A 24450-nucleotide genomic window follows, 5' to 3' on the forward strand; every position below is an offset into this window, starting at 1 on the left:
GTGCCGGTGCTGACCAGGCTGGGCGGGCTGCTCGCGGACGCGGCGCTGGGGCTGCCGCTGCGGGCGGTGCTGCGGCCGGTGCCCTACACCGTCGAGCGGGACGTCGCCGTCCCGATGCCCGACGGCGTGACGCTGCTCGGCGACCACTACCGGCCGGCCGGCGCCGGCGGCCCGCAGCCGGTGGTGCTCATCCGCCTCCCCTACGGCCGGGCCGGACTGTTGGCGCACGCCTTCGCCGCCCCGTACGCCCGGCGCGGGTTCCAGGTGTTCGTCCAGTCCACGCGCGGCACCTTCGGCTCCGGCGGGCACTTCCGGCCGTTCACCACCGAGCACGAGGACGGCCTGGCCACCCTCGCCTGGGTGCGCGCGCAGCCCTGGTGCGACGGCCGGGTGGCGATGACCGGCGGCAGCTACTTCGGCCACACGCAGTGGGCCGTGGCCCCCTACGCCGACCCGCCGCTGGTCGCGGTCTCGCCGCACATCACCGGCGCGCGGATCACCACCGCCTTCTACGACCACGGCACGCCGGGGCTGGAGAACGCGCTGCGCTGGTCGGTGGCCATCGGCCGCCAGGAGGCCGGCGGGCTCCCGGCCCCGCTGCAGCCGCCGGGCCTGCGGGCGCGGGTCGACCGGGCGCTGCGGACGCTGCCGCTGCAGGCGGCCGACACCGTCGCCGCCGGTGCGCCGGTGCCGTTCTGGCGCGACTTCACCGGCCACGCCGGTCCCGGCGACCCGTTCTGGGACTCCACCGACCACGACGACGCCGACCTGACGCGCTTCCCGCCGGCGAACATGGTCACCGGCTGGTGGGACCTGTTCGCCGCCGCCCAGCTCTCCGACCACGCGCGCCTGCGCGCCGCCGGGGTCCCCGCCCGGATCACCGTCGGCCCGTGGCTGCACGGCGAACCCGGCGAGCTCAGGGAGATCGTCCGCAGCGACGTGCGCTGGCTGCGCCACCACCTGCACGGCGGCCCGGCGCCGACGGGCGCGCCCGTGCGGCTGTTCCTCCAGCAGGCCGGCACGTGGCTGGAGTCGGAGACGTGGCCGCCGCCGGGGGTCTCCCCCGTGTCGCACCACCTGCGGCCCGGCGGCGGCCTCACCGAGCAGGCGGAGACCGGCGACGCGGCACCCCGCCGGTTCACCTACGACCCCGCCGACCCCACCCCCACCGTCGGCGGCCCGCTGCTGGAACGCCCCGGGAAGCAGGGCGACAACACCGCGGTCGAGGCCCGCGACGACGTCCTCGTCTTCACCGGCCCCGTGCTCCCCCGCGACGTCGACGTCGTCGGGCACGTCCGCGCCCGCGTGCACGTCCGCACCGACCTCGACCACGCCGACCTGTTCGTCCGGTTGTGCGACGTCGACCCCGGGGGCGTGTCGCGCAACGTCGTCGACGGCATCCGGCGGCTGGACCCGCGCACCGTCCCGGCCGACGACGTCGCCGTGGGCGAGGACGGCGTGCTTGCCGTCCACGTGGAGCTGTTCCCCACCGCCTACCGCTTCCGGGCCGGGCACCGGCTGCGCGTGCAGGTGTCCGGCGGGGCGTTCCCGCGGTTCGCGCGCAACCTGGGCACCGGCGAGCCGTTCGCGTCGGCGAGCACCGGCCGCCCGTGCCGGTTCGAGGTCTTCGCCGACGCCGCGCACCCGTCCCGGCTGGAGCTCCCGGTCCTGCGCTGAGACGCGTCCGGCGCCCCCTCCCGGAGGAGGGGGCGCCGGACGGTGCCCGGAGGGGTCCCTACCCCGCGAGGTCGGTGGCCAGCTCGCCCTCGAAGGCGTCCTGGACGACCTCGGCACCGCCGGGGACGTCGGCCGGCCGCAGCACGAAGCTCTGCGTGCTCGGCGACACCCCGGTCTCGAAGCCGGCGAGCGGCACGATCAGCCCGCCGGTGTCGACGTCGGACAGCTCGCCGAAGGCGGCGAGGACGCCCTCGCGGGTCAGGTCCCCGCCCTCGCACGCCGCGTCGAGCACCTGCTTCATGACGTCGCCCATCGCGTACCCGAAGATCACGCCGAGGCTGGGCGTGGTGTTCGGGTAGGCCGCCTCGTACTGCTCGAGCAGCTCGGGCTGGGTGTCCCACGCGGTGATCGGCGAGGCCACGTAGAGGTGGTCCTTGAGCCACTGCGCCGAGGGGCCCTGCAGCAGGCCCGGCGCGAAGACCGGGTTGCTGCCCAGGATCGGCACGTCGAGCCCCGCCGACTGCGCCACCGCGGCCACCGAGGCGGTCTGCCCCGGCGCGACGGTCAGGACGATGGCGTCGACGCCCTCGGACGCGAACTGGGTGACCTGCGCCGACATGTCCTGGTCGGTGGACTTGATCTGCGCCTCCACCACGTTGAGGCCCCGGGCCTCCGCGACGGCGCGGGTGCCGGCCAGGCCGTTCTCCCCGTACTCGCCCTCGAAGTAGATGTGCCCGACGGTGTCGCCGTCGGCCAGCAGGCCCTGGTCGAACAGGTACTGGTAGCCGTTGGCGATCTCGACGTCGTAGGTGGCGCCGAGGACGCCGGTGCCGGGGATCTCGGTCAGCGTGCGGGCCCAGGCCGACGGGAAGTTGACGATCGAGTCGCTCTCATAGTCCCCGGCCAGGGCGGTGTTGATCGGGGACCCGATCGTCTGCTGCATCGCCAGGACGTTGGGCTCCATCCCGCTGTAGAGCTGCACGCCCGTCTGCGGCACGTAGCCGGTGTCCTGGACCTCCAGCTCGACGTCGTAGGTGTCGCAGACCTGGTTGTCCTGCCAGTACAGCGTGTTGCCGTTGGTGATGTCGGTGCCCAGGGCGGCGAAGACGCCGGTGAGGTCGGTGAGCACGCCGAGCCGGATCGTGGTGCCCTCGACGCCGACGTCGGTGGTGACCTCGCCCTCCGCGGCGCCGCCACCCCCGCCCCCGCCGCTGTCCGGCGCCTTGGTGCTGCAGCCGCTCACCGCCACGACGGCGGCGGCGGCCAGCACGGTGGCCCCCCGTACACGCGTTCCTGCTCTCATCTGCTGCTGCTCCCTTGCGCTGGTGGATCGGACGGGTCGGTGGCGGTGGGGGCCGTGGCGCCGGGACCACCGGCGGCGCCCGGCGATCCGCGGCCGGGTCTGGCACCCCGGCGGCGGAAGCGATTGGCGAACCCGGCGATGCCGCCGGGCTCGAAGAGGACGACCAGGATGATCGCCAGGCCGAAGAGGTAGCGGGCGGCGACGCCGGCAGCGATGCCGCCCTCCCCGGGCGCGCTGACCAGGGGCAGCACGTCGGCGAACTGCTGGAACACCAGCGGCAGCGCGGTGACGAAGGCCGCGCCGAGCGCCGCGCCGGCCACCGACCCGAGGCCGCCCAGCACGATCATCGCCAGGTAGAGGATCGACACGGTCAGGCCGAAGGACTCCGGCGCGATGCTGCCGATCGACAGTCCGTACATCACCCCGGACAGGCCGGCGTACATCGAGCTGACCAGGAACACCCGCGCCTTGTAGGCCTGCACGTTGACGCCCATGACCGAGGCGGCCACCTCGCTGTCGCGCAGCGTCTGCAGCGCCCGGCCGGGCCGGCTGCGCAGCAGGTTGCGGGCGAAGAGGTAGGCGGCCAGCGCCAGGACGATGCCGAGGTACCAGAGGCGCTCGGCCTCCCGGAACGGGACGCCGAGGACGAACAGCTGCGGGTCGTCGTTGCCGAAGGAGAACCCGAACAGCGAGAACTCCGGCACCGAGCGGCCGTTGAACCCACCGGTCACCGGCGTCCAGGTGTTGAGGACGTGGACGCCGATGAAGACCAGTCCGAGCGAGGCGACGCCGAGGTAGATGCCGCGCAGCCGGGCGGCGATGGGGCTGAACAGCAGCCCGGCCAGGCCGGCGAGCAGGACGCCGACGACCATGCCCACGATCGGCGGGAGCTCCAGGCCGCGCAGGGCCGCCCGGGTGCCCAGGCCGCCGGACTCGCCGGAGACGAAGGTGTAGCTGACCGCGCCGACGGCGAGGAAGAACGCGTGCGCCAGCGACAGCTGACCGGTGGTGCCCACGAGCAGGTTCAGCCCGATGGCGCCCACGATGGCGCCGGCCACGGCGAAGCCGGTGCGCAGCCAGAACTCCTCCACGTAGAGCGGGAGGACCAGCAGCAGCAGGAGCGCGGCCACCAGCAGCAGCGGCTTGACGAAGCGCGCCGGGGAACGCCGGGCCGCCGACCCGGCCGCCGTCGGTGGCCGGCGGGTCGCCCCGGCCGGGGCGGACAGGGTGTCAGACACGTGTCAGCTCCTTGGTCCCGAACAGGCCGGAGGGGCGGACCAGCAGCACGACGATCATCACGACGTAGGGCGCGACCTCGCCGAAGCCGCGGCCCAGGAACGACAGCTGCTCCTGGTAGCCGGCCGCCATCGCCTCGGTGATGCCGATGAGCAGCCCGCCGACCAGCGCGCCGCCGGTGGAGTCCAGGCCGCCGAGGATCGCCGCCGGGAAGGCGCGCAGCGCGACCGTGTAGGCCGCAGCGCTCACGCCCGGGGTCGGGGCACCGACGAGGAACAGCGCCGCCACCGCCGCGAGCACGCCGGCGACGACCCAGGCCAGCGCCGACACCCGGCCCTGCCGGATGCCCATGAGCGCCGCGGCCTCGCCGTCCTCGGCCGAGGCGCGCATCGCCACGCCCCAGCTCGAGTACTTGAAGGCGACGAAGAAGGCGACGATGAGCACGCCGGCCACGCCCATGGCGATCAGCCGGTTCTCACTGATGCCGACCCCGCCGATGCGGACGGAGTCACCGCCCCACGGGTGCGGGATGTTGAGGATGTCCGGGCCGATCTGCCGGATCAGCTCGGTCAGCAGGATGATGTCGACGCCGATGGTGACGATCGCCAGGCTGATGACGGGCGCCCCGCGCAGCCGGTTGATGATCAGCCGCTCGACGAGGAAGGCCGCCAGCGCGGTCATGAGGACACCGACCAGCACGGCGGGCAGGAAGCCCAGGGGGTCGGCCAGCCGGGCGATCGCGTAGGCGCCCAGCAGCAGCAGCGAGCCGTGGGTGAAGCTGACGACCTCGCTGGCCTTGAAGATGATCACGAAGCCCAGGGCGATGAGCGCGTAGATCGCGCCCAGCGAGATCCCGTTGAGGAGCAGGGACAGGAACTGGGTCACGACCGGCTCCCCGGGGTGTCGGTGGGATGGGCCGTGACACTCGAGGCAGCGGCCACGGCGTCGGCGGGGTTGTCGTCGGTCCCCGAGCCCAGGTAGGCGCGGATGACCTCGGGGTCGGACTGCACCTGCGCCGGGGTGCCGTCGGCGATCCGGCGGCCGAAGTCGAGGACGGTCACCCGGTCCGCGAGCGACATGACCATCCCCATGTCGTGCTCGACGAGGATGACCGTGATGCCGAGCGCCGAGCGGATCTCCCGGATGGCGTCGGCCATGCGGGCGGTCTCCTGGGCGTTCATCCCGGCCACCGGCTCGTCGAGCAACAGCAGCCGCGGCTCGATGCACAGCGCCCGGGCCACCTCGACCCGCTTCTGGTCGCCGTAGGACAGCACGCCCACGGGGGTGTGCAGCTTGTCCCCGAGGTCGAGGAACTCGGCGATCTCCCGGATCCGCTCGCCGTGCACCTTCCCCTCGCGGGTGGCCCGCGGCAGCCGCAGCCCGGAGGAGAGGAACCCGGCCTTGGTCAGGTGGTGGCGGCCGAGCATCAGATTCTCGGCGACGGTCTGCGTGCCCGAGAGCGCGATGTTCTGGAAGGCGCGGGCCACACCGACGCCGGCGATCTGGAACGGCCGCATGGCGCTCAGCCGCGCGTCGCCGAAGCGGACCTCGCCCTCGGTGGCCTGGTAGACGCCGGAGAGGACGTTGAACAGCGTCGACTTGCCGGCGCCGTTGGGGCCGATGACGGCGTGGATCGAGCCGGAGGCGACGGTGAAGGAGACGTCGTTGAGGGCCTTGATGGCGCCGAAGGCGACGCTCACGGACTCCACCTCGACCGGCGGGACGTCGTCCCGGGTGGTCGGGGCGGACGTCGGGGCGGCGGTCACGCCGTCCACCGCGACAGGGTGCGCCGGGGTGCCCGCTCGGTGCGCTGCTGCTCCGGGGTGGCCCCGGTGTGGCCGAGGTAGAGCCGCTGCACCTCGTCGGACTGCGCGAGCTCGCGGGCGTCGCCGGACAGGGACACCCGGCCGACGTCGAGCACGTAGGCGTGGGTGGCCACCCCGAGGGCCATGGTGGCGTTCTGCTCGACCAGCAGCACCGAGGTGCCCTGCCGGTTGATCTCGGCGATCACCTCGCCGATCTGGCCGATGACCCGCGGCGCGAGGCCGAGGGACGGCTCGTCGAGCAGCAGCAGCCGGGGGCTGGCCATCAGGGCGCGGCCGATGGCGAGCATCTGCTGCTCGCCGCCGGACAGCAGCCCCGCGCGCTGGCCGCTGCGCTCCCGCAGGACCGGGAACAGGTCGTGCACGCGGGTGATCGCCTCGGCCTTGGCGGCGCGGTCGCGGTTGCCCATGCCGCCGGCGCGCAGGTTCTCCTCGACGGTGAGCCGGCCGAAGATCCGGCGCCCCTCCGGCACCTGGACGACGCCGGCGCGGACGATCTGCCCGGCGTCCCGGCGGGTCAGGTCCAGGTCGCCGAAGCGCACCGTCCCGGCGTCGACCCGGCCGCGGTGCAGCCGCAGGGTGCCCGAGATGGTGCGCAGCAGCGTGCTCTTGCCCGCCCCGTTGCTGCCCAGGACCGCCACCACGGCGCCGTCGGGCACCTCCATGGAGACGCCGCGCACGGCCTCGACGGCGCCGCCGTAGGTGACCTGCAGCGAGTCGACGCTCAGCACGGCGCCGCCACCACTGGCGGTGAGATGGACCACATGCGGCGGAACGATAAGCGCGCCGTCAAGGAAAGACGCGCAGGTCGGGCCAGCTGTGACCTCGCGGTGATACGGCCCTGCGCGGTCTCGCCACAGGGCCGGCCGGGAGCTGTGGGGAGCGGACACCTGGCGGACTCGGCGGAGACCTGCTAGGCGGCGGCCGCCCCGGAGCGCCGGCACACCCCCGCACGGGTGATCCCCCACCCCGCCGGCCGGCGGGGTGGGGCGACAGCCCCTGGCGCCGGTCAGTCGCGGACGCGCAGCAGCACCTTCCCGGTGGCCCGGCGCTCGTCGAGCTCGGTGACCGCGGCCGCGGCGTCGGCCAGGGGGTGCACCGTGCCGAGCACCGGCTGCAGGCGGCCCTGCTCCAGCAGCGGCAGGAGGTCGGTCCACTGCTCCTGCATGAAGGTGGGCTCACCCGACCAGAAGGCGCCCCAGCCGACGCCCACGACCGAGACGTTGTTGAGCAGCAGCCGGTTGACCCGCACGGTGGGGATCTCGCCGCCGGTGAAGCCGAGCACCAGCAGCCGGCCCTCGCGGCCCAGGCTGCGGAGGGAGTCGGTGAACCGGTCGCCACCGACCGGGTCGGCGACGACGTCGACCCCGCGGCCGCCGGTGAGCTCCTTGACCCGCTCGCGGAACCCGTCGGCGAGGACGACCTCGTCGGCGCCGGCGGCGCGCGCCGCCTCGCCCTTGGCCTCGCTCGACACGACGGCGAACACGCGCGCGCCGTAGGCCTTCGCCAGCTGGACGCCCGCCGTCCCCAGGCCGCCGGCCGCGCCGTGCACGAGCACCGTCTCGCCCTCGCGCAGCCGGCCGCGCCGGCGCAGCGCGAAGTGCATGGTCAGGTAGTTCATCGGCAGCGCCGCGCCCTGCTCGAAGGACACCGCGTCGGGCAGCGGGAACACGAAGCCGGGGTCGGCCACCGCCACCTCGGCGAAGCCGCCGAACCCGGGGAAGGCCGCCACCCGCCGGCCGGCGGTGAGACCGCTGCCCTCCGGGGCGCTGCGGACGACGCCGGCCACCTCGCTGCCGGGCACGAACGGCGGCTGCGGCTTGAGCTGGTACTCGCCGCGGCTGAGGAGCACCTCGGGGAAGGTCACGCCGGCGACGTGCACGTCGACGACCACCTTGCCGGCGCCGTCGGGCTCGGGGACGTCGACGACGGAGATGGCCGAGGGGCCGTCGAGGGTGGCGATCTGGGCGGCGCGCACGGGTCCTCCTGGAGGCTGGGAGACGGTGCCGCGAGTCTCGCAGTGCGGGGACCGGCGGGCTCAGGCGCCCGGCGTCGCCTGCAGGTCCTCCCGCCGCTGCACGCGCACCGCCCGGAACGGGCGGCCGTGCTCGGGCTCCTCGGTCCACTGGACGGAGACCACCTGCCCGGCGCGCAGCGTGCCGTCGGCGGTGTCCACGACGGAGGCGTCGGCCCAGCAGTCGCCGGGCAGCCCGGACACCTCGAGGAGGGCGCCGTGCGCCTGCTCGTCCCAGCGCACGACCGTGCCGACCGACGTCCCGCTGCGGCTCATCCACCCAGGCTCCGCGCTGCGGGGCCTCGCGGCAACGAGAGGACGCACCGTGTGTTCGCGCACATCCCGGAGGGATCGGCACCGTGCGCGCGTTACAGCTTCGTGACCACCACCACCACGACCGCCGAGCGCGTCCCCGCCACGGCCGGGCCGCTGACGGAGGTCGCGCTCGGCGACGGGACGCCGGCGATGATCTGGCCGCTGCTGCACACCGACGGCGAGGCGCTGCGGCAGGCCTACGCCGAGCTGTCGCCCGCGTCGCGGCGGTTCCGCTTCCTCACCGACCTGCCGGAGCTGTCCGACGGGATGCTGCGGATCCTGGTCGACGCGGTGGACGGTGTCGACCACGTCGCCGTCGTCCTCACCGCGTTCCCCGACGGCGACGACGCCCGTCAGGTCGGCGTCGCCCGGCTGGTGCGCTACCCCGACGAGCCCGAGGTGGCCGACGTCGCGGTGACCGTCACGGACGCGTGGCAGGGCCGCGGGGTGGGCCGCGCGCTCATGGACGCCCTGCTCGCCCGCCGGCCCTCCGGCGTCGTCCGGCTGCGCACCACCGTGGCCGCGGAGAACCGCGCCTCGCTGCGGATGCTCGGCCGGGTGGGCCGGATGACGGCGCGCCACGAGGGCGGGGGCGAGCTCACCGTCGAGGTGACCGACCTGCCGCCCGTCCCCTGACGGGTCAGTCGCCGGGGCCGGCCAGCAGGTAGCGGACCGCCGTCTCACCCAGGTCGGCGACGAACGCGTCGTCCCCGACCGGCGCCGGTGTGGCGAAGCCCGGGCCGTAGGCGACCCGGATGACCGAGGTGGCGAACACCGTCCCGAAGCACGAGCGGACGGCGGCCTCGGGGTCGTCGTGCCGCACCGCGTCCGACACCCGGAGCACGACCGAGGCGAACTGGTCCCCCAGCAGCCGCCCGTAGCCCGAGCCGCGCCGGCGCACCTCGGGGTGCGCGGCCGAGACGAGGACGACCGCCCGCAGGAACCGCTCGTGCCGCAGGAAGATCCCGGTCACCTGCGCCACGGCGGCCCGGACCAGGTCGGCCGGCGCGAGCCCGGCCCAGCGGCCCGCGTCGGCGAACGCCTCCTGGTCGGCGAGCAGCCGGGCGATGCCGTGCTCGTACACGGCGAGGAAGAGCGCCTCCTTGGTGTCGACCCGCGCGTAGAGGGCCCGCGGCGCCACCTGTGCCCGCTCGCAGACCGCGGCGATGGTGAAGGCCTCGGAGCCGCCGTCCTCGAGGAGCGCCACCCCGGCGTCGAGCACGCGGTTCCACGCCTCCCGGCTGCGCCGCTGCAGCGGCGGCCGGACCTCCAGCGAGACCTCTGCGGCTGAGCCCACAGCGTCATCCTCCCGTTCGCCCGGACCTCCGACGGACGCGGCCCTTGACACGGCGGTGACCCCTGCCACACGCTCTCCGCACTGAACCGTAGTGAGCGCTACGGTTCGTCGCATCCCCAGGAGGAGCAGTGCTGGTCGCCCTCGGCCGCGCCGCGGCGGCACCCGGACACCGGACCCGACTCGTCGACGCCGCCCGCGCGGTGACCGCGGCGACCCGCTCGGACGACGGCTGCATCTCCTACGTCTTCGCCACCGATCTCGACGAGCCGGACGTGGTCGTCAGCGTCGAGGTCTGGCGCGACCAGGGAGCGCTCGACGCCCACATGGCGCACGACCGCACGCGGGAGTTCCTCGCCGCGGTCAGCGGACTGGTCACCGGCGAGCCCGTCATGTCGATCCACGACGTCCCCGACCCGGCCTGAGCCGGCCGACCTCCTGCACTGATCCCGATGAGGAGACCTGCGATGACCACTCCCCCGCGCGGCCGCGTCCCCGGCCGCGTCCCCGGCCGCGTCCCCGGCCGTGTCGCCGTCCTCGGTGCCGGCCCGGCCGGCATGGCCGCCGCCCTCGGCGCGCTGAAGGCCGGCCACGACGTCGTCGTCCACGAGCGCTACCGGGAGGCCCGCCCGGCCGGCAACATCCTCAACCTCTGGCCGCCGCCGCTGAAGGCGCTGCGCTCGCTCGGCGTGGACACCGACGACCTCGGCGCCCCCACCGACTCGGAGTTCCGCAACCTCGCGGGGAAGGTGCGCGTCCGCGTCAGGCTCGACGACGACGTCAAGCGCGAGTACGGCGGCGGCTTCATCGGCCTGCTCCGGCCGGAGCTCTACGAGCGGATGCTCGCCGCCATCCCGCCCGGCACCATCCGCTTCGGCTCGCAGGTCGAGCGCATCGAGCAGGACGACCGCGCGGTCACCCTGACCTTCGCCGACGGCAGCACCTCCGAGCACGACGTCCTCGTCGGCGCCGACGGCATCGACTCCCTCGTCCGCCGCACGCTGTGGGGCGACGCCCCCAAGCGCGAGCACCGGCTGCACATCGTCGGCGGCTTCACCTTCGCCGACGTCGACGGCACCGAGCCCGACAAGTGCGTCCTCACCCACAGCCGCACCGTGCAGGGCTCCTGGACGTCGATCCGCAACAGGGGCCGCGACGGCCACCAGTGGTGGGTGCTCACCGCCACCGACCCCGACGCCCCCGCTCCGGCCGACCCGAAGGCCGCCGCCGCCGGGCTGGCCGCCGGGTTCCCCGCTCCCCTGCCGGGCCTGGTCGCGGCCACCGACCCGGCAGACGTGCAGCGCTGGGTGCTGCGCGACCGCCCCGCGCTGAGGCAGTGGTCGAGGGGGCGCACGACCCTGGTCGGCGACGCCGCCCACCCGACCTCGCCCTACGCCGCCTACGGGGCGGGCATGTCCATCGAGGACGGCTACTTCCTGGGCCGGGCGCTCACCGGCGTCGACCTCAGCGACGCCGCCGCCGTCTCGCGGGCGCTGCAGTCCTACGAGGACCCGCGCAAGCCGCACACCGCCCGTCAGGTGCAGCACGCCTACCTGCTCGGCAAGGTCTTCCACCACGCGCCGGCACCGCTGCGGCCGCTGCGCGACCTGGTCCTCGACCACACGCCGTTGCTGCAGAGGGTCGCCGGCGACACCAACCCGCGCGAGATCGCGAAGCAGCTCGCCCTGATGACGGACTGACCGCGGGACCGCCCGCGGCCGGCGGCGGCCGGATCGGCGAGTCAGGCCGGGCCGACGGCGGCGTCGAACCACCGGGGCAGCGCGTGGAGCAGGCCCTGCTGGTCGTCGGCCCAGGCCACGTGGCCGTCGGGCCGCAGCAGCACGGCGGGCACGTCGAGCTCCTCGCTGACGTCGACGAGGGAATCGACCCGGTCCGCCCAGCCCGCGACCGACAGCCGGCCGGTCGTGTCGAGGCGCAGCCCGCGTGCATCATGCGTCCGCGGTGCATCAGCTCGTGGAGCCGCCCCCGCCCGGGCCGCACGTCCCGCGGCCGCCGGCCGAGCAGGTCGTGCCCCTCGCCGAGGTCGTAGCGGACCCCGCGCCGGTCAGGGGCGGACGCCGTCCGGCCGGCGCGGGGTCGCGGCGCGGAGGACGTCGAGGCTGAGGCCGGCGCCCACCGCCGCCACGAGCCCGGCGAGCAGGAAGGGGACGACGAAGCCGCCCGTCGTCTCGGCCAGGAAGCCGCCGAGCGGAGGCCCGGCCAGCTGCGCCAGACCGAAGGCGAGGGTGCAGCGACCGAAGGCCCCGGCGAACTCCCGCGGGGTGAGGAAGTCCGAGAGGTGGGCCGCGATCACCGCCGGCAGGCCGGACATCATCAGGCCGAACCCCAGGGCCGACGCCGAGGCCAGCGGTTCCACACCCAGTGGCACGAGCAGGATGGCGCCGGCCATGGCCAGGTACCCGGCGACGAGCGTGCGACCGCGGCCCCACCGGTCCGACAGGGGTCCGAGCACGATCCCGCCGGCGACCAGGCCGATCCCGACCAGCGTGTAGACCGCCGAGGCGTGGCCGGCCGAGAAGCCGGCGTCGTCCTCGAGCGCGGTCACCAGGTAGCTGGTGTAGACGGAGTAGGCCAGGCCGTAGGCGGCGTAGCCGCCGGTGAGACCGATCCAGCCGGGGACCCGGCGCAGGGCGCCGGCGCGCACGGGGACGCCGTCGTCGCGGTGCGGCGCCGGCCGGAGCAGGAGCAGGCACAGCACGAGGGCGACCACGGCGATCGCCGTCTCCACCAGGTAGACCGTGCGCCAGGAGGCATCGCCGCCCTGCGCCTGCAGACCCCAGGTCAGCGCACTGGCGAAGACGATCCCCCCGCCGATGCCCGAGCCCGCGACGCCGATCGCGGCGCCACGGCGCGACGGGCGGACGACGGAGCCGGCGAGCCCGGGAGCCGGCACCCAGATGAACGCGCCGCCGACGCCGGTCAGGGTGAGCCCGACGGCCAGCCCCCCGGCGCCACCGGCACGGGTGAGGAGCGCGAGGCCCACCGCGCTGCAGGCCAGGCCCGCCTGGATCAGCGCGGCCGGACGGGCCCGGCGGGACAGCGCGCTGACGGCCACGGTGCCGAGCAGGTACGCGGTGACGTTGGCCGTGGCGACCAGCCCCGCGACGGCGTAGGAGTCCAGCAGGTCACGGTTGATCGCCGGCAGCAGCAGCGCGTAGGAGAAGCGGCCGAAGGCCTGGGCGACGGCGGAGGCGAGCGCCACGAGCAGGACGAGCCCGCGTGGCCGCACCTGCACGACGCTCCCTCCGCACCCGTCTCGGGACGACGCCGTGCCCCGGCCGTCCGACGGGCCGAGTCCACCAGATCGGCGGCCGCTGCGCCGCGTGCCCGCCAGGGCGCCGGGCCCGGGTGAGGCGACTCCACGCGCGCCTCAGGATCCCCAAGAGGACCGTGCGAGGGCCCGGGACCCGGCGTCGGCGGGCACGTCCGCCCACCCGTCCGGGAACGGCGATCCGCTCCGCAGCGCCCTGAGCCACAGGGCGTGCGGGAGGGAACGCAGTGACAGCACCGCTGCCCCGTACAGGGCTGACGAGACGGCGACGCGCCGGTTGCGCGCCAGGGCGTCCAGGCCCCGCTCGGCCACCCGGCGGGCGTCCTCGAGTGCCCAGGCGGGCATCCGCTGCACCGCCGCGCCGAGGCCGGCGAGGTCCATGAACTCCGTCGGGACGGTGCCCGGGCACAGGGCCGTGACGGCGACCCCGTGCGGCCGCGGTTCAGCGTGCAGCGCCTCGGTGAAGGACAGCAGCGCGGCCTTCGATGCCGCGTACGTCGCCATGCGCGGCATGGGCACGATGCTGAGGAGCGAGCAGACGTTGAGCACTGCGCCGCTCCTCCGGTGAACCATGCCGGGCACGAAGCGCCCGCACAGGTCCACGGCGGCCTCCAGGTCCAGCCGGACGACGTCGACCTGCCGCTCGACCGGCGCGGTCGTGAAGTCACCGGCGATCCCCGCGCCCGCGCCGTTGCACAGGATCGACACCTCCAGCCCGAGGCCCGCCACGGCGTCCGGCAGTTCCCGGCGGGCCGCCTCGTCGGTCAGGTCGCACGGCAGGGCGTGCACCCTGATCCCGGGACGCGAGAGCCGCCCGGCGAGGGCCTCGAGCCGGTCCCGGCGTCGGGCGACCAACACGACCTCGTGGCCGCGGTCGGCCAGGGCGGTGGCGATCTCCGCCCCGATCCCGGACGACGCCCCGGTGACGAGGGCGGCCGACGGGGGCGGGGCGGTCGGCAGTCGGCGTGTCATGGTCGGTCTCCCGGGCTCGCGGGCGGCGGGCCTCGACCCTGCTCCCGACCGCACCGTCCCGTCAGGGCCCTTCGACCCCGCGGCTCGGCGGCCGCGCCGAGGACCGTTGTCCCGCGTCCGGCGAGGGAGGACGCTCGGCCGTGCGGCGGTGCCGCAGGGGCGTCGCCGATCCGAGAGGAGGGCGGCATGTACGCCCGATCAACCACCATCCTCGGCGACCCCGGCTCCCTCGACGACGCCATCGCCTACATGCGGGACGAGGTCTGGCCGGCCATGCAGGACATGGACGGCTGCGTCGGCCTGTCGATGATGTGCGACCGCGAGAGCGGCCGGTGCATCGCGACGTCGGCCTGGCGGGACCAGCAGGCGATGCGGGCCAGCGCCGAGCGCGTCGAGCCGATGCGCCGGCACATGATGGACCGCTTCGGAGCGGGCGGGGACCCCGAGGTGCGGGAGTGGGAGATCGCCGTCCTCCACCGCGAGCACGCCGCCGGGGACGGTGCCTGCGCGCGGATCACCTGGAGCCGCGGCGACCCGGCCAAGGCCGATCAGCTGCTCGACATGTACCGCACCAGCCTGATGCCGCGGATCCAGGGGATGCCGGGCTTCTGCAGCCTCAGCATGCTCCTCGACCGGGACAGCGGCCGCGCCGTCGGCACGATCGTCTTCGACGGCCGCGAACACCTCGAGCAGACGCGGGAACAGGCCCGCACGCTGCGGGAGGAGGCGGTGGAGATCATGGGCGTCGACATCCTCGACGTCGCCGAGATGGACCTGGTCCTCGCCCACCTCCGGGTACCCGAGACCGTCTGACCCGGGCACCCGCGCCCCACGGCGACCCGGAGCCGGGTCGCCGTGGGGCACGGTCCGGCTGGCGGCGCGGAGGCCGGGCGCGCCGTCCCGCTCACTCGAAGACGACGGTCCGGTTCCCGCGGATGACGACGCGGTTCTCGGTGTGCCAGCGCACCGCGTGCGACAGGGCCCGGGTCTCGGCCTCGCGCCCCCGCGCGGCGAGCTGCTCCGGGCTCAGCGAGTGGTCGACGCGGAGCATCTCCTGCTCGATGATCGGGCCCTCGTCGAGGTCCGCGGTGACGTAGTGCGCGGTCGCACCGATGAACTTGACGCCCCGGGCGTGCGCCTGGTGGTAGGGACGGGCGCCCTTGAAGCTCGGCAGCATCGAGTGGTGGATGTTGATCGCCCGGCCCTCGAGCTGCCGGCACAGGCCGTCGGAGAGGATCTGCATGTAGCGGGCCAGCACCACCAGCTCGACCCGTTCCGCGCGCACGATGTCGAGCAGCGCCGCCTCGGCCTCGGGCTTCGTCTCGCGGGTCACCGGGATGTGGTGGAAGGGCACGCCGTAGAAGTCGGCGATGCCCTTCAGGTCGGGGTGGTTGGAGACGATCGCGACGACGTCGAGGTTGAGCTCGCCGATCGAGTTGCGGAACAGCAGGTCGTTGAGGCAGTGCGCGTACTGGCTGACCATGATGAGCACGCGCTGGCGCTCGGCGGCGTCGGCCAGCCGCCAGGACATGCCGAAGCGCTGGGCGGTCTCCTCGAAGGCCTGGCACAGGTGGGCGAAGTCCAGCGGTGCGCCTTCGACGTGGGCGAACTCGACCCGCATGTAGAACATGCCGCTCGCGGCGCTGTCGAACTGGTGGCTCTCCAGGATGGTGCACCGCTCCTGGACGAGCAGTCCGGACACCGCGTGCACGATGCCCGGAGCGTCCTGGCAGGACAGCACCAGGACGCCGTGCTGGGCGTCGGCGGGCCGGGTCATCGCGCCTCCTCGGCGAGTGGTCGGGAGCAGCCGGTCCACCGGCCGCACCGTCGTCGTCCGGCCGTCCCGACGAGCGGATCGGCTCCCTGAGGACGGCGCCGCAGTGAACCTATGACCGCGGCTGGTGTGCCGCACGCCACAGATGACGTCTCTCCCGCGGCAGAAGTCAGCACCCCGGCCGCGACAATCGACGCACTCCGGTCAGCGAGTCCGCCCCGGCGGTCCCGGCCACGGCGGTGGACGCCGCCGTGGCCGGGACCGGGTCCCCGGGTCCGTCAGGGCTGCCGCAGCTCCATCCGCGTCGCGGGCACGCAGCGGTAGGTGCTGCCGTCGGCGGGGTCACCCCGGCCGGTCCACCGCGCCACGGTGGGGTAGGCGCAGATCGGACGGGTGGCCCCCGCGGCCGTGGCGGCGTCGAGGGTCCGGGGTGCCCGGCCGCCCTCCACCCACTCGACCAGCGCGCCGAACGGGTCGACCGGCTGGGCGCCGGCCCCGCCACCGCAGTGCCCCACGCCCGGAGCGAGGAACAGCCGCGCGAACTGCTGCGTGTGGCCCGGGCCGAGCTCGTCGAGGACGCGCTCGTAGTAGTCGACCGTGCCCCGGACCGTCACGCCGAAGTCGGCGAGACCGTGCCACATCAGGAGCTTGCCGCCGCTCTCGCGGAACGCGGACAGGTCCGGGTCGCTGGCCCCCATCATGTCGCCGTACCGCTCGACGGCGAGGTCGAACAGCGCCTCGAACGAGGAGTGGTCGAGGGTCCGCCAGTCGAACGTCGGGTCGTCCGTCAGGAAGTAGCGGATCCACCAGATGTCGTAGACGAACGGGTTGCCGACGAGCTGGCCCGACTCGTCGAGCCGGACGTCGTGCAGGCCGGCGTAGGGGGCGCCGAAGGGCAGCCCGTACCAGAGGAAGCGGCCGTCGGTGCCCCGCGGACCCTCGTGGATCCGTTGCATGACCGCGACGTCCTCCGCCGTGATCGTCCCGCACGGGGTCACCGTGCCGACGAGCGTGGTCAGGTCGAAGTCGCAGGCGAAGGGGTCCCCGATGACGCCGTCGACCACGCCGTCACCGACGGTGTCGCAGGCCGCGACCGCCGCCGCCAGAGCTGCCTCGAACTTGCAGGCCGGGACCGGGTTGTCCTCCTGCAGCATGACGATCTGGCCCCAGATCTGCCCCGTCTGCATCTCCGGGAAGTTGATCACCGGCGCCCCGGCGAGGACGCCGTCGTAGTCGTCCGGGTACCGCTGGGCCTCCATGAGCCCCTGCCGGCCGCCGGTCGAGCAGCCGTTCCAATAGGAGTACGCCGGCTCCTGCCCGTAGTAGGCCGCCACGAGCGCCTGTGCGGTGACGGTCATGTCGTGCACGCCCTCGTGGCCGAAGTCCTCCCGGGCCGCCTGATCGGGGGTGCCGTCGGGACGGAGGCCGAAGGTGCCGGAGGGCCCCACGTGTCCTGCGTCGGTCGCCGCCGCGGCGTAGCCGGCGCGCAACGGCGCCTCCAGGCTGCCGGCGCTCCCACCGGAGAAGCCCCCGCCGCCCACGCCCTGGAACCGGCCGTTCCAGGTCTCCTCGGGCAGGTACACCCAGACCGTGACGGACCCGCCGTCCTCCGGGTCCTCGACACGCAGGGTGACCCGGCAGGACGCCGGCGTCCTGTCGTCGCCGCGGTGCTGCTCCACCGCGGTGACCGCGGTGTCCGGGTGGGTGAACTGCGCCAGCTCTCCGCAGCCCATCACCGGGGCGACCGGCCCGGTCTCCGGCGTCGGGGGCGCGGCGTTCGCACTGGGCGCCACGAGCACCGCGGCTGCGGTCGCTGCCAGGACCGAGAGCACGGCGAGGTGTGGACGTGATCGCATGGGCTGGATCCCCCAGGGGGTCGAGGACTTCCGTCGACCGGGCGGGGCGCTGCGCGGTCGACTGTCCCCCGCGGTCCGCACCGCGTCGCGTCCGGTTGCCCCGATCCTGGTCGCCGGGTGATCCGGGTCACAGGCGTTCCCGTCGTACGCCGAACGCGACGATTGACTCGGTTGCCGGTCTGCGGGGCCGACGGGCACCCTGTGCCGGGTCGGCCGCCCTCCACGGGCACCGCCGGCTCCGCGACCGACGGGAGGCCGATTGACCGAGATGCGTGCCCGGTCCACCGAGATCTCCGGGGCTCCCGGGTCGGTGGACGCGGCGATCGACCACGCCCGGGACGAGGTGATGCCGGCGGTGCAGCGGATGGACGGCTGCCTCGGTCTGTCGGTGCTGGCTGACCGCGCCGGCGGCCGCTGCATCGTCACGACGTCCTGGCGGGACGAGGCCGCGCTGCAGGACAGCCGGGAGGCGGTCCGGCCGTACGCGGAGCGGACCACCGAGCTCCTCGGCGGCACGGCGGAGGTGCAGGAGTGGGAGATCGCCGCGATGCACCGGGTGCAGGAGGCCGGCCAGCGGGCCCGGTCCCGCGTCACCTGGCTGCGCACCGATCCCGGGGCCGTCGACCGCGCCGTGGACGCCGTCCGCCTGTCCCTGATGCCGAAGCTCGACGACCTGCCCGGGTTCTGCAGCGTCAGCGTCCTGGTCCGGCGGGACGAGGGGCTCACGGTCGCCGCCGTCTCCTACGACAGCGGGACGCACCTCGAGCAGGCGGGCGAGGGGGCCCGGCAGTTCCGCGAGGAGTTCGCCCCCGCCCTGGGCATCGAGGTCCTCGACACCGCCGAGTTCGACGTCGCCGTCGCGCACCTGCGGGTCCCCGAGACCACCTGACCGCGTCCTGCGGGGCGTGCGGTCACCGCCCCAGGGCCGCCAGCGCCGCGTCGAGCCGGGGGTAGACGCGCCTCACGTTGCCCTCGAAGACCGCGGTGCGCGCCTGGTCGTCGAGGGCCGAGGCCTCGACGTAGCGCCGGGTGTCGTCGTAGTGGTGCCCGGTCCGCGGGTCGATGCCGCGCACCGCGCCCACCATCTCGGACCCGAACAGGACGTTCGCGGTGTCCACCACGTCCAGCAACAGGTCGATCCCCGGCTGGTGGTAGACGCAGGTGTCGAAGAAGACGTTGCCCATGACGTTGGACTCCACCGGCGGCTGTCCGAGCATGTCGGCCAGCCCCCGGTACCGGCCCCAGTGGTAGGGCACCGCTCCGCCGCCGTGCGGGATGACCAGTCGCAGGTCCGGCAGGTCGTCGAAGAGGCGGCCCTGCACGAGCTGCATGAAGGCCGTGGTGTCGGCGTTGATGTAGTACGCACCGGTCGCGTGGAACACCGGGGTGGCCGACGCCGAGACGTGCACCATGGCCGGGACGTCGAGCTCGACCATCGCCTCGTAGAACGGGTACCAGGAGCGGTCGGTCAGGGGCGGCGAGCTCCAGAACCCGCCGCTGGGGTCGGGGTTGAGGTTGCAGCCGACGAACCCGAGCTCCTCCACGCACCGGCGCAGCTCGGCGATCGACGCCTGCAGGTCCGCGCCCGGCGACTGCGGCAGCTGGCAGACGGGGACGAACCGGCCGGGGTGCAGGGTCGCCACGCGGTGCACGAGGTCGTTGCATAGGCGCGACCACTCCAGGCTCACCGCCGCGTCGCCGACGTGGTGGGCCATCGCGGAGGCCCGCGGCGAGAAGAGCGTGACGTCGATGCCCCGCTGGTCCATCAGCCGCAGCTGGCTCGACTCGATCGTCTCGCGGATCTCGTCGTCGCTGATGGACGGGTAGGCCGGCGGCGTCGTCCCGGCCCCCCAGGCCGCCACCTGCTGCTCGCGCCAGGCGGTGTGCGCGGCCGGAGCCGTCGTGTAGTGGCCGTGGCAGTCGATGATCACGTGCTCTCCCCGGGAGCGGCGTCACGGAGCTCCACCAGCAGGTCGCGGGCGGCCGGTGCCACGCGGGCCGGCACGCCCAGCTCGTGCAGCTGCTCCGTGGCGGCTGCCATCTCGTCGGCCCGCCGCCGGGCGTGGACGCGGGTGCCGTCCACCAGCCGGTCGACCGTGCGCTCGTCGAACCCGGCCAGTTCCGCGGCGATGTTCCCGCGGAGCCAGTCGGCGCACCCGGCCGCCTCGGCACCGCGCAGCGCCTCCACCACGGCGGCGGCCAGCCCCTTGTAGAAGACGCTGCGCAGCAGCTTGCGCGACATGGCGGTCCCCACCGGGCCCGGCTCGACGTCGACGTCGGCACCGAGGCCGGCGAGGAGCTCGGCGTACCGGCCGGCCGCCTCGCCGGACACCAGCATCGGCGTGCGCAGGCCCTTGCCGGGCACCGGCGACATCAGCGCGACGTCGACGACGGGCACGCCTCGCTCCCCCGCCCGCTCGGCCAGGGCGGCCTTCAGGCCCGGGCTGGCGGTGTTGAGGTCGGCCCACAGCGTCCCGGCGCGCAGCCCGGGCAGCGCGTTGGCCAGCGCGGTCATGGCGTCGTGCGAGCTGTTGACGCTGAGCACCAGGTCGGCGTCGGCCACCGCGTCGGCCTCGTTCCCCCGCGCGGCGACCCCGTCGACGGAGATGCCGAGGGGGTCGTAGCCGCGCACGTCGGCCCCGGCCGCGACGAGGTCTCGTGCGATCTCCGAGCCGGCCTCACCGAGCCCGAGGACGGCGATGCAGGTGGTCACCGCTCGGGGACCTCGACCGGCGGCGTGCCGTGGGTGTGGAAGGTGCTGATGGTCTGCAGCCCCCACGCCTGGCCCTTGGCGCGCTCGGCCGCCGACCAGTCGATCGGCTGCCAGTCGGGGGCCAGGACCAGCCGGGCGGCGGGGTTGTCCAGCTCGATCCGGTTGCCGGCCGGGTCCCAGACGTAGAGGAAGAAGCTCTGCTGGATGGTGTGCTTGTGCGGCCCGGTCTCGATGTGGACGCCGTGCTCGAGCGCCAGGTCCGCGGCGCGGATGACGTCGTCCCGGCTGTCGACGGCGAAGGACAGGTGGTGCAGCCGGCCGGAGGTGCCGGTGTTGTCCCGGGTCCACACAGCGTCGTAGCCCTTGTTCGTGAACGTCGTCCAGCTCCCGGCGACGCCGTCGTCGAGGACGATCTGCTCGGTGACCATCCCGCCGAGGACGTCCCGGGCGAAGTCGCGGTTGGCCACCACGTCGACGCCGAGGTAGTTGATGTGGTCGATCCGCCGGACGCTCACGCCGCGGCCGGGGTAGGCCTGGGCCTGGTTCTTCAGCGCCGGGACGAGGTCGCCCTCCGGCCGGTACCACTCGGTCTCGTAGTAGACGCCCATCTCGTGGCCGTCGGGGTCGGTGAAGACGTAGACCGGGCCGTAGCCGGGGTCGCCGTCCTGCCAGCCGCGGCCCAGCCCGGTCGCCTCGATCGCGGCCACCCGCCGCTGCAGCGCCTCCGGGGTGCCGGCCCGGAAGTTGGTCCGGCCGACGCCGGGCCGCGGCGCGGCGGTCAGCTTGATCGTCGTGTTCTCGTAGTCGTCCCAGGCGCGCAGGAACACCGAGTCGCCGGCCGACCCGTTCTCGGTCATGCCCAGGTAGCGGACGTAGAAGTCCAGGCACTCCTCGGGCTTGTCGGTGAGCAGCTCGACGTGGGCGAGATGGGCGATGTCGTGCAGGGGTGGCACGGGACTCTCCTCCGGGTCGGGCGGGTTCAGCGCGGGTAGGCGGTGCCGTCGAAGAGCTTGCGGGCGGTGCGCACGACCCCCGAGCGGACCACCCGTGGCGGGGTGGCGGAGGCGTCGACCACGACGTCGACGAGCAGGTGCCCGGTCGGGTGCTCGACGTCGACCTGCGAGGTCGCCCGCGGCCAGTCGGCGGTGAGCTCGTGCCCGACCGCGCCCGGGAGCAGCATCCCGGTCACCACGCTGACCGCGCCGAGCACGCCGATCGAGCTGTGCGGCTGCACCGGGATGAACGAGCGCGTGCAGACCTGCCCGCCGTCGCGCGGGGCGGCGAGCAGCACCGTCTTGGGCACCGACGCGCGGGCGACGTCGCCCAGACCCATGAGCTGGCCGGCCTTGCGGCGGAAGGCGTCGACCCGGTCGAGCAGTGCCGCGTCCGCGGCCAGTTCCTCGTGCGACTCGTACCCGGTGAGCCCGAACGACGCGGCGAGCGCCAGGACGACCGGCATGCCGTTGTCGACGCAGGTCACCTCGACGCCCTCGACCGTGTCGCGGACGTGGCCGGTCGGCAGCAGCGCACCGGTGGCCGATCCCTCGGTGTCGGCGAAGGCGAGGACGACGGGAGCGGCCGTGCCGGGGACGCCGGCGATCGCGACGTCGCCGCGGTACTCGACCCGTCCCCCGGGGGTGGGGAAGGTGGCGACGGCGACGCTGTCGGAGTTGACCATGCGGATCCGCACGCTGGTCTCGGGCTCCGCGGCGGGCACGAGGCCGCGCTCGACCGCGAACGGCCCCACGCCGGCCAGGATGTTGCCGCAGTTCTGCAGCTCGCTGACGGTGGCCTCGTCCACGCCGAGCTGCAGGAAGAGGTAGTCGACGTCGACGTCCGGGGCCTCCGACGGCGACACGACCGCCACCTTGCTGGTGAGCGTCGTGGCCCCGCCGAGACCGTCGATCTGCCGTGGGTCCGGTGTCCCCATGAGCCGCAGCAGCAGGTCGTCGCGGGCCGCGGGGTCGGCCGGGAGGTCCTGCGCCTCGAGGTACAGCCCCCGCGAGGTGCCTCCGCGCAGCATCGTGCAGCGCACCCCGGTGTCGTCGTAGCTCACCGCTCCGCCTCCGCGAACTCGTCGTGGGACACGTACTGGATGCCGAAGTCGGCGAGCCGGTCGCGCAGGCCGTAGCGGTCCAGCCCCAGCTCGCCCTGCCGGAACGCCTCGCGGCTCGCGGCCTCCTTGTCGAGACGGGCCCGGGAGGCGCTGAGCGCGCGCGGCACGTCGAGGCGCGGCACCACCAGCACGCCGTCGTCGTCGGCGACCACCACGTCGCCGGCGCAGATCCGCTGGCCCCCGAGGACGACCGGCACGTTGACCGCGCCGGCGGTGGCCTTCACCGACCCCTGCGCGCTGACCGCGGTCGACCACGCGGGGAAGCCCATCTCCCGGAGCTCGGCGACGTCGCGCACCCCGCTGCCCAGCACGACCCCCCGGACGCCGCGGTGGGCCAGTGCGGTGGCGAACAGCTCGCCGAACAGGCCGTCGGTCGACGGGGAGTTGGTCGCGACGACGAGCAGGTCACCGGGCCGGCACTGCTCCACGGCCACGTGGATCATCAGGTTGTCCCCCGGCCAGCACAGCACCGTCACGGCCGTGCCGCCGATGCGCGCCCCGGCCCAGGCCGGGCGGAACGCCGGACCGAGGTAGCCGACCCGTCCGAGCGCCTCGTGCACCGTGGCGACGCCGAAGTCCCCCAGCGTCTCGGCGTCGCCGGCGTCGGCGCGCGGCGGGTCGGTGACGACGACGGTCCTCATGCTGGTCCTCCGGGGTGCGGGGTCGGCTCGGACAGCGCCGCGATGACGCTGCGGAGGTGGCTGGCCACGGCGGCCTCGGCGCGAGCGGGGTCCCGTGCGGTGACGGCGTGCACGAGTTCGGTGAAGCCGGCGAGGCTGACGCGGGGCCGGCCGGGACGGAGCGAGAGGCGGAACTGGTGGCGGACGAGCTGCGCCTGCAGCCGGCTCACCAGGTCCGCGGCGATCGGGTGACGGGCGGCGGCGCCCACCATGCCGTAGAGCTGCTGGATGAGCTCGGAGTACTTGCGGACGTCGCCGGAGTCGACGGCGGCGGTCATCGTCTCCAGGTGGGCGCGCAGCCGATCGGCCTCCGCGTCGGTGATGCGTTCGGCCGCCTTGCGGGCGAGCAGCGCCTCCAGCGGTAGCCGGACCTCGGTGATCGCCACCGCCTCGTCGGTGGACACGACCCTCACCCGCGCGCCGCGGTTCGGGATCCGCTCGACCAGACCCTCGACGATCAACGCGTCGATCGCCAGCCGCACGGCACCGCGGCTGACCCCCGTGCGGGACACCAGCTCGGCCTCCACCAGCCGGTATCCCGGTGGCATGTCGCCGCGGGCGATCGCGACGCGGAGGACGCGCTCAGCCGTCTCCTGGGCCGGGGAAGCCATGGCGGCACGGTAGTCCCAGGGGTGCAGGATTGCCAACGATCCTGTGAGCAATCGGTGGCGTTCTTCTCGCAGACCGCCGGTCAGGCCTCCGCCGGCTCCCGCAGCAGCTCGTCGATGCTGCTCTGCAGGTGTGCCCGGGCGACCCGCTCGGCGGCGTCGGCCCGGCGCTCCGCGATGGCGTCGACCACCTGCGTCAGCTCGGCGAGCGCCTGCTGCGCGCGGCCCGGGCGCAGCAGGAACTGGAACGAGTGCCGCGCGACACGGCTCTGCAGGAGCTCGACCAGTGACGACGCCAGGCCGTGGCGTGCGGCCTCGGCCACCAGCCGGTGGTGCTCCTGGATCAGCTCCCAGCACTCGAGGGACTCGTGGTCGGCGACCGCCCGCCGCAACCGCCCGACGGTGGCCTGGAGTCGCTCGACCTGGTCGTCGGCGGCGTTCTGGGCGGCCTTGCGCGCCAGCAGGCCGTCGAGGACCTGCCGGCACTCCAGGACGGCGACCACCTCGGACCCGGACATGACCCGGACCCGCGCCCCGCGGTTGGGGATGCGCTCCACCAGGCCCTCGGCGATCAGCACGTCCAGGGCCAGCCGGGCGCTGTTGCGGGTCACGCCGTACCGCTCGCCCAGCTCGGGCTCGACCAGCCGCTGTCCCGGGACGACGGCACCGCGCGTGATCTCGTCCCGGAGTCGTCGCTCGGCGATGCGCCGGGCCTGCACGCCGCTCAGCAGGCGGGCGTGCTCGCCGGTGCGGTGGGCCACCGGGTCACCGTAGGGA

At 74.5% G+C, this 24450-nt stretch carries 25 protein-coding genes and 1 pseudogene; 6 read left to right on the plus strand and 20 right to left on the minus strand.

The genetic code is table 11. From position 1 onward, the window contains the following. Positions 1–6 precede the first annotated feature (6 nt). Entirely contained in the window at positions 7–1677 is a 1671-nt protein-coding gene (locus BM414_RS07965; protein WP_217644611.1) for a CocE/NonD family hydrolase, read from the plus strand. A gap of 58 nt (positions 1678–1735) precedes the next feature. Here BM414_RS07965 and BM414_RS07970 read toward each other — a convergent pair whose 3' ends face one another. The 7 genes from BM414_RS07970 to BM414_RS08000 all read right to left on the minus strand — a co-directional run bounded on the left by BM414_RS07970 (position 1736) and on the right by BM414_RS08000 (position 8329). After that, the gene (locus tag BM414_RS07970; protein WP_245784565.1) at positions 1736–2947 is read right to left on the minus strand and encodes an ABC transporter substrate-binding protein; all 1212 of its coding nucleotides are present in this window, start codon (positions 2945–2947) and stop codon (positions 1736–1738) included. A 29-nt stretch (positions 2948–2976) separates the two neighbouring features. Continuing rightward, positions 2977–4218 (minus strand): branched-chain amino acid ABC transporter permease, encoded by a 1242-nt coding sequence (locus BM414_RS07975; protein WP_093578902.1) that lies wholly within the window; start codon positions 4216–4218, stop codon positions 2977–2979. Next, positions 4211–5101 (minus strand): branched-chain amino acid ABC transporter permease, encoded by an 891-nt coding sequence (locus tag BM414_RS07980; protein ID WP_093578903.1) that lies wholly within the window; start codon positions 5099–5101, stop codon positions 4211–4213. The genes BM414_RS07975 and BM414_RS07980 overlap by 8 nt, the downstream gene beginning before the upstream one ends. Then, positions 5098–5991 (minus strand): ABC transporter ATP-binding protein, encoded by an 894-nt coding sequence (locus BM414_RS07985; protein WP_245784566.1) that lies wholly within the window; start codon positions 5989–5991, stop codon positions 5098–5100. Before BM414_RS07985 ends, BM414_RS07980 begins: the two co-directional genes overlap by 4 nt. Then, positions 5979–6770: an ABC transporter ATP-binding protein gene (locus BM414_RS07990; protein WP_093578904.1), complete on the minus strand. Its 792-nt coding sequence runs from the start codon at positions 6768–6770 to the stop codon at positions 5979–5981. Before BM414_RS07990 ends, BM414_RS07985 begins: the two co-directional genes overlap by 13 nt. Positions 6771–7048: 278 nt before the next feature. Continuing rightward, entirely contained in the window at positions 7049–8017 is a 969-nt protein-coding gene (locus BM414_RS07995) for an NADPH:quinone oxidoreductase family protein (RefSeq protein WP_093578905.1), read from the minus strand. A 60-nt stretch (positions 8018–8077) separates the two neighbouring features. Next, entirely contained in the window at positions 8078–8329 is a 252-nt protein-coding gene (locus tag BM414_RS08000; protein ID WP_093578906.1) for a hypothetical protein, read from the minus strand. A gap of 102 nt (positions 8330–8431) precedes the next feature. On the opposite strand from BM414_RS08000, the gene BM414_RS08005 reads away from it, so the two are divergent. Continuing rightward, positions 8432–9004 carry a GNAT family N-acetyltransferase gene (locus tag BM414_RS08005; protein WP_139245743.1) on the plus strand — a complete coding sequence of 191 codons (573 nt, stop codon included), beginning with the start codon at positions 8432–8434 and terminating at the stop codon, positions 9002–9004. Between the two features lie 4 nt (positions 9005–9008). Here BM414_RS08005 and BM414_RS08010 read toward each other — a convergent pair whose 3' ends face one another. Then, positions 9009–9665: a TetR/AcrR family transcriptional regulator gene (locus BM414_RS08010; protein ID WP_245784567.1), complete on the minus strand. Its 657-nt coding sequence runs from the start codon at positions 9663–9665 to the stop codon at positions 9009–9011. Between the two features lie 128 nt (positions 9666–9793). Between BM414_RS08010 and BM414_RS08015 the strand changes: the two genes are divergently transcribed. Together BM414_RS08015 and BM414_RS08020 are read left to right on the plus strand one after the other, a co-directional pair. After that, entirely contained in the window at positions 9794–10087 is a 294-nt protein-coding gene (locus BM414_RS08015) for a putative quinol monooxygenase (protein ID WP_093578908.1), read from the plus strand. A 42-nt stretch (positions 10088–10129) separates the two neighbouring features. Further along, a complete protein-coding gene (locus BM414_RS08020) occupies positions 10130–11362 on the plus strand; it encodes an FAD-dependent oxidoreductase (protein ID WP_093578909.1) in 1233 nt (410 codons plus the stop codon). A gap of 41 nt (positions 11363–11403) precedes the next feature. Here BM414_RS08020 and BM414_RS31610 read toward each other — a convergent pair. The 3 genes and pseudogenes from BM414_RS31610 to BM414_RS08035 all read right to left on the minus strand — a co-directional run. Then, positions 11404–11613 (minus strand): annotated as a pseudogene (locus BM414_RS31610) (aromatic-ring hydroxylase C-terminal domain-containing protein); the annotation flags it as partial. Positions 11614–11727: 114 nt separating this feature from the next. Continuing rightward, positions 11728–12918 (minus strand): MFS transporter, encoded by a 1191-nt coding sequence (locus BM414_RS08030; RefSeq protein WP_175551490.1) that lies wholly within the window; start codon positions 12916–12918, stop codon positions 11728–11730. A gap of 135 nt (positions 12919–13053) precedes the next feature. Then, on the minus strand, positions 13054–13926 hold the full coding sequence (locus BM414_RS08035; RefSeq protein ID WP_093578911.1) for an SDR family NAD(P)-dependent oxidoreductase: 873 nt from the start codon (positions 13924–13926) through the stop codon (positions 13054–13056). Between the two features lie 186 nt (positions 13927–14112). Between BM414_RS08035 and BM414_RS08040 the strand changes: the two genes are divergently transcribed. Further along, on the plus strand, positions 14113–14739 hold the full coding sequence (locus BM414_RS08040) for a hypothetical protein (protein ID WP_093578912.1): 627 nt from the start codon (positions 14113–14115) through the stop codon (positions 14737–14739). A gap of 91 nt (positions 14740–14830) precedes the next feature. On the opposite strand, the gene purU is transcribed toward BM414_RS08040, so the two are convergent. Together purU and BM414_RS08050 are read right to left on the minus strand one after the other, a co-directional pair. After that, the gene (gene purU, locus BM414_RS08045; RefSeq protein ID WP_093578913.1) at positions 14831–15703 is read right to left on the minus strand and encodes a formyltetrahydrofolate deformylase; all 873 of its coding nucleotides are present in this window, start codon (positions 15701–15703) and stop codon (positions 14831–14833) included. Positions 15704–15978: 275 nt separating this feature from the next. Next, entirely contained in the window at positions 15979–17556 is a 1578-nt protein-coding gene (locus tag BM414_RS08050) for a tannase/feruloyl esterase family alpha/beta hydrolase (RefSeq protein WP_093578914.1), read from the minus strand. Between the two features lie 268 nt (positions 17557–17824). Between BM414_RS08050 and BM414_RS08055 the strand changes: the two genes are divergently transcribed. Continuing rightward, positions 17825–18445 carry a putative quinol monooxygenase gene (locus BM414_RS08055; RefSeq protein ID WP_093579058.1) on the plus strand — a complete coding sequence of 207 codons (621 nt, stop codon included), beginning with the start codon at positions 17825–17827 and terminating at the stop codon, positions 18443–18445. A 22-nt stretch (positions 18446–18467) separates the two neighbouring features. On the opposite strand, the gene BM414_RS08060 is transcribed toward BM414_RS08055, so the two are convergent. The 7 genes from BM414_RS08060 to BM414_RS08090 all read right to left on the minus strand — a co-directional run bounded on the left by BM414_RS08060 (position 18468) and on the right by BM414_RS08090 (position 24434). Next, positions 18468–19487, minus strand: coding sequence for an amidohydrolase family protein (locus BM414_RS08060; RefSeq protein ID WP_093578915.1), 1020 nt, complete (start codon positions 19485–19487; stop codon positions 18468–18470). Further along, positions 19484–20269, minus strand: a complete 786-nt coding sequence (locus BM414_RS08065; protein WP_093578916.1) for a DUF1932 domain-containing protein — start codon at positions 20267–20269, stop codon at positions 19484–19486. Before BM414_RS08065 ends, BM414_RS08060 begins: the two co-directional genes overlap by 4 nt. Continuing rightward, complete coding sequence (locus BM414_RS08070; RefSeq protein WP_093578917.1) at positions 20266–21222, minus strand: VOC family protein; 957 nt, start codon at positions 21220–21222, stop codon at positions 20266–20268. The genes BM414_RS08065 and BM414_RS08070 overlap by 4 nt, the downstream gene beginning before the upstream one ends. Before the next feature lie 26 nt (positions 21223–21248). Further along, a complete protein-coding gene (locus tag BM414_RS08075; RefSeq protein ID WP_093578918.1) occupies positions 21249–22325 on the minus strand; it encodes a 4-oxalomesaconate tautomerase in 1077 nt (358 codons plus the stop codon). Continuing rightward, positions 22322–23026 carry a 4-carboxy-4-hydroxy-2-oxoadipate aldolase/oxaloacetate decarboxylase gene (locus tag BM414_RS08080; protein ID WP_093578919.1) on the minus strand — a complete coding sequence of 235 codons (705 nt, stop codon included), beginning with the start codon at positions 23024–23026 and terminating at the stop codon, positions 22322–22324. The genes BM414_RS08075 and BM414_RS08080 overlap by 4 nt, the downstream gene beginning before the upstream one ends. After that, positions 23023–23676, minus strand: coding sequence for a GntR family transcriptional regulator (locus tag BM414_RS08085; protein ID WP_093579059.1), 654 nt, complete (start codon positions 23674–23676; stop codon positions 23023–23025). The genes BM414_RS08080 and BM414_RS08085 overlap by 4 nt, the downstream gene beginning before the upstream one ends. A gap of 80 nt (positions 23677–23756) precedes the next feature. After that, positions 23757–24434 carry a GntR family transcriptional regulator gene (locus tag BM414_RS08090; RefSeq protein WP_245784568.1) on the minus strand — a complete coding sequence of 226 codons (678 nt, stop codon included), beginning with the start codon at positions 24432–24434 and terminating at the stop codon, positions 23757–23759. Positions 24435–24450: the final 16 nt, after the last annotated feature.

Source organism: Geodermatophilus amargosae (assembly GCF_900116515.1).
Taxonomy (GTDB): domain Bacteria; phylum Actinomycetota; class Actinomycetes; order Mycobacteriales; family Geodermatophilaceae; genus Geodermatophilus; species Geodermatophilus amargosae.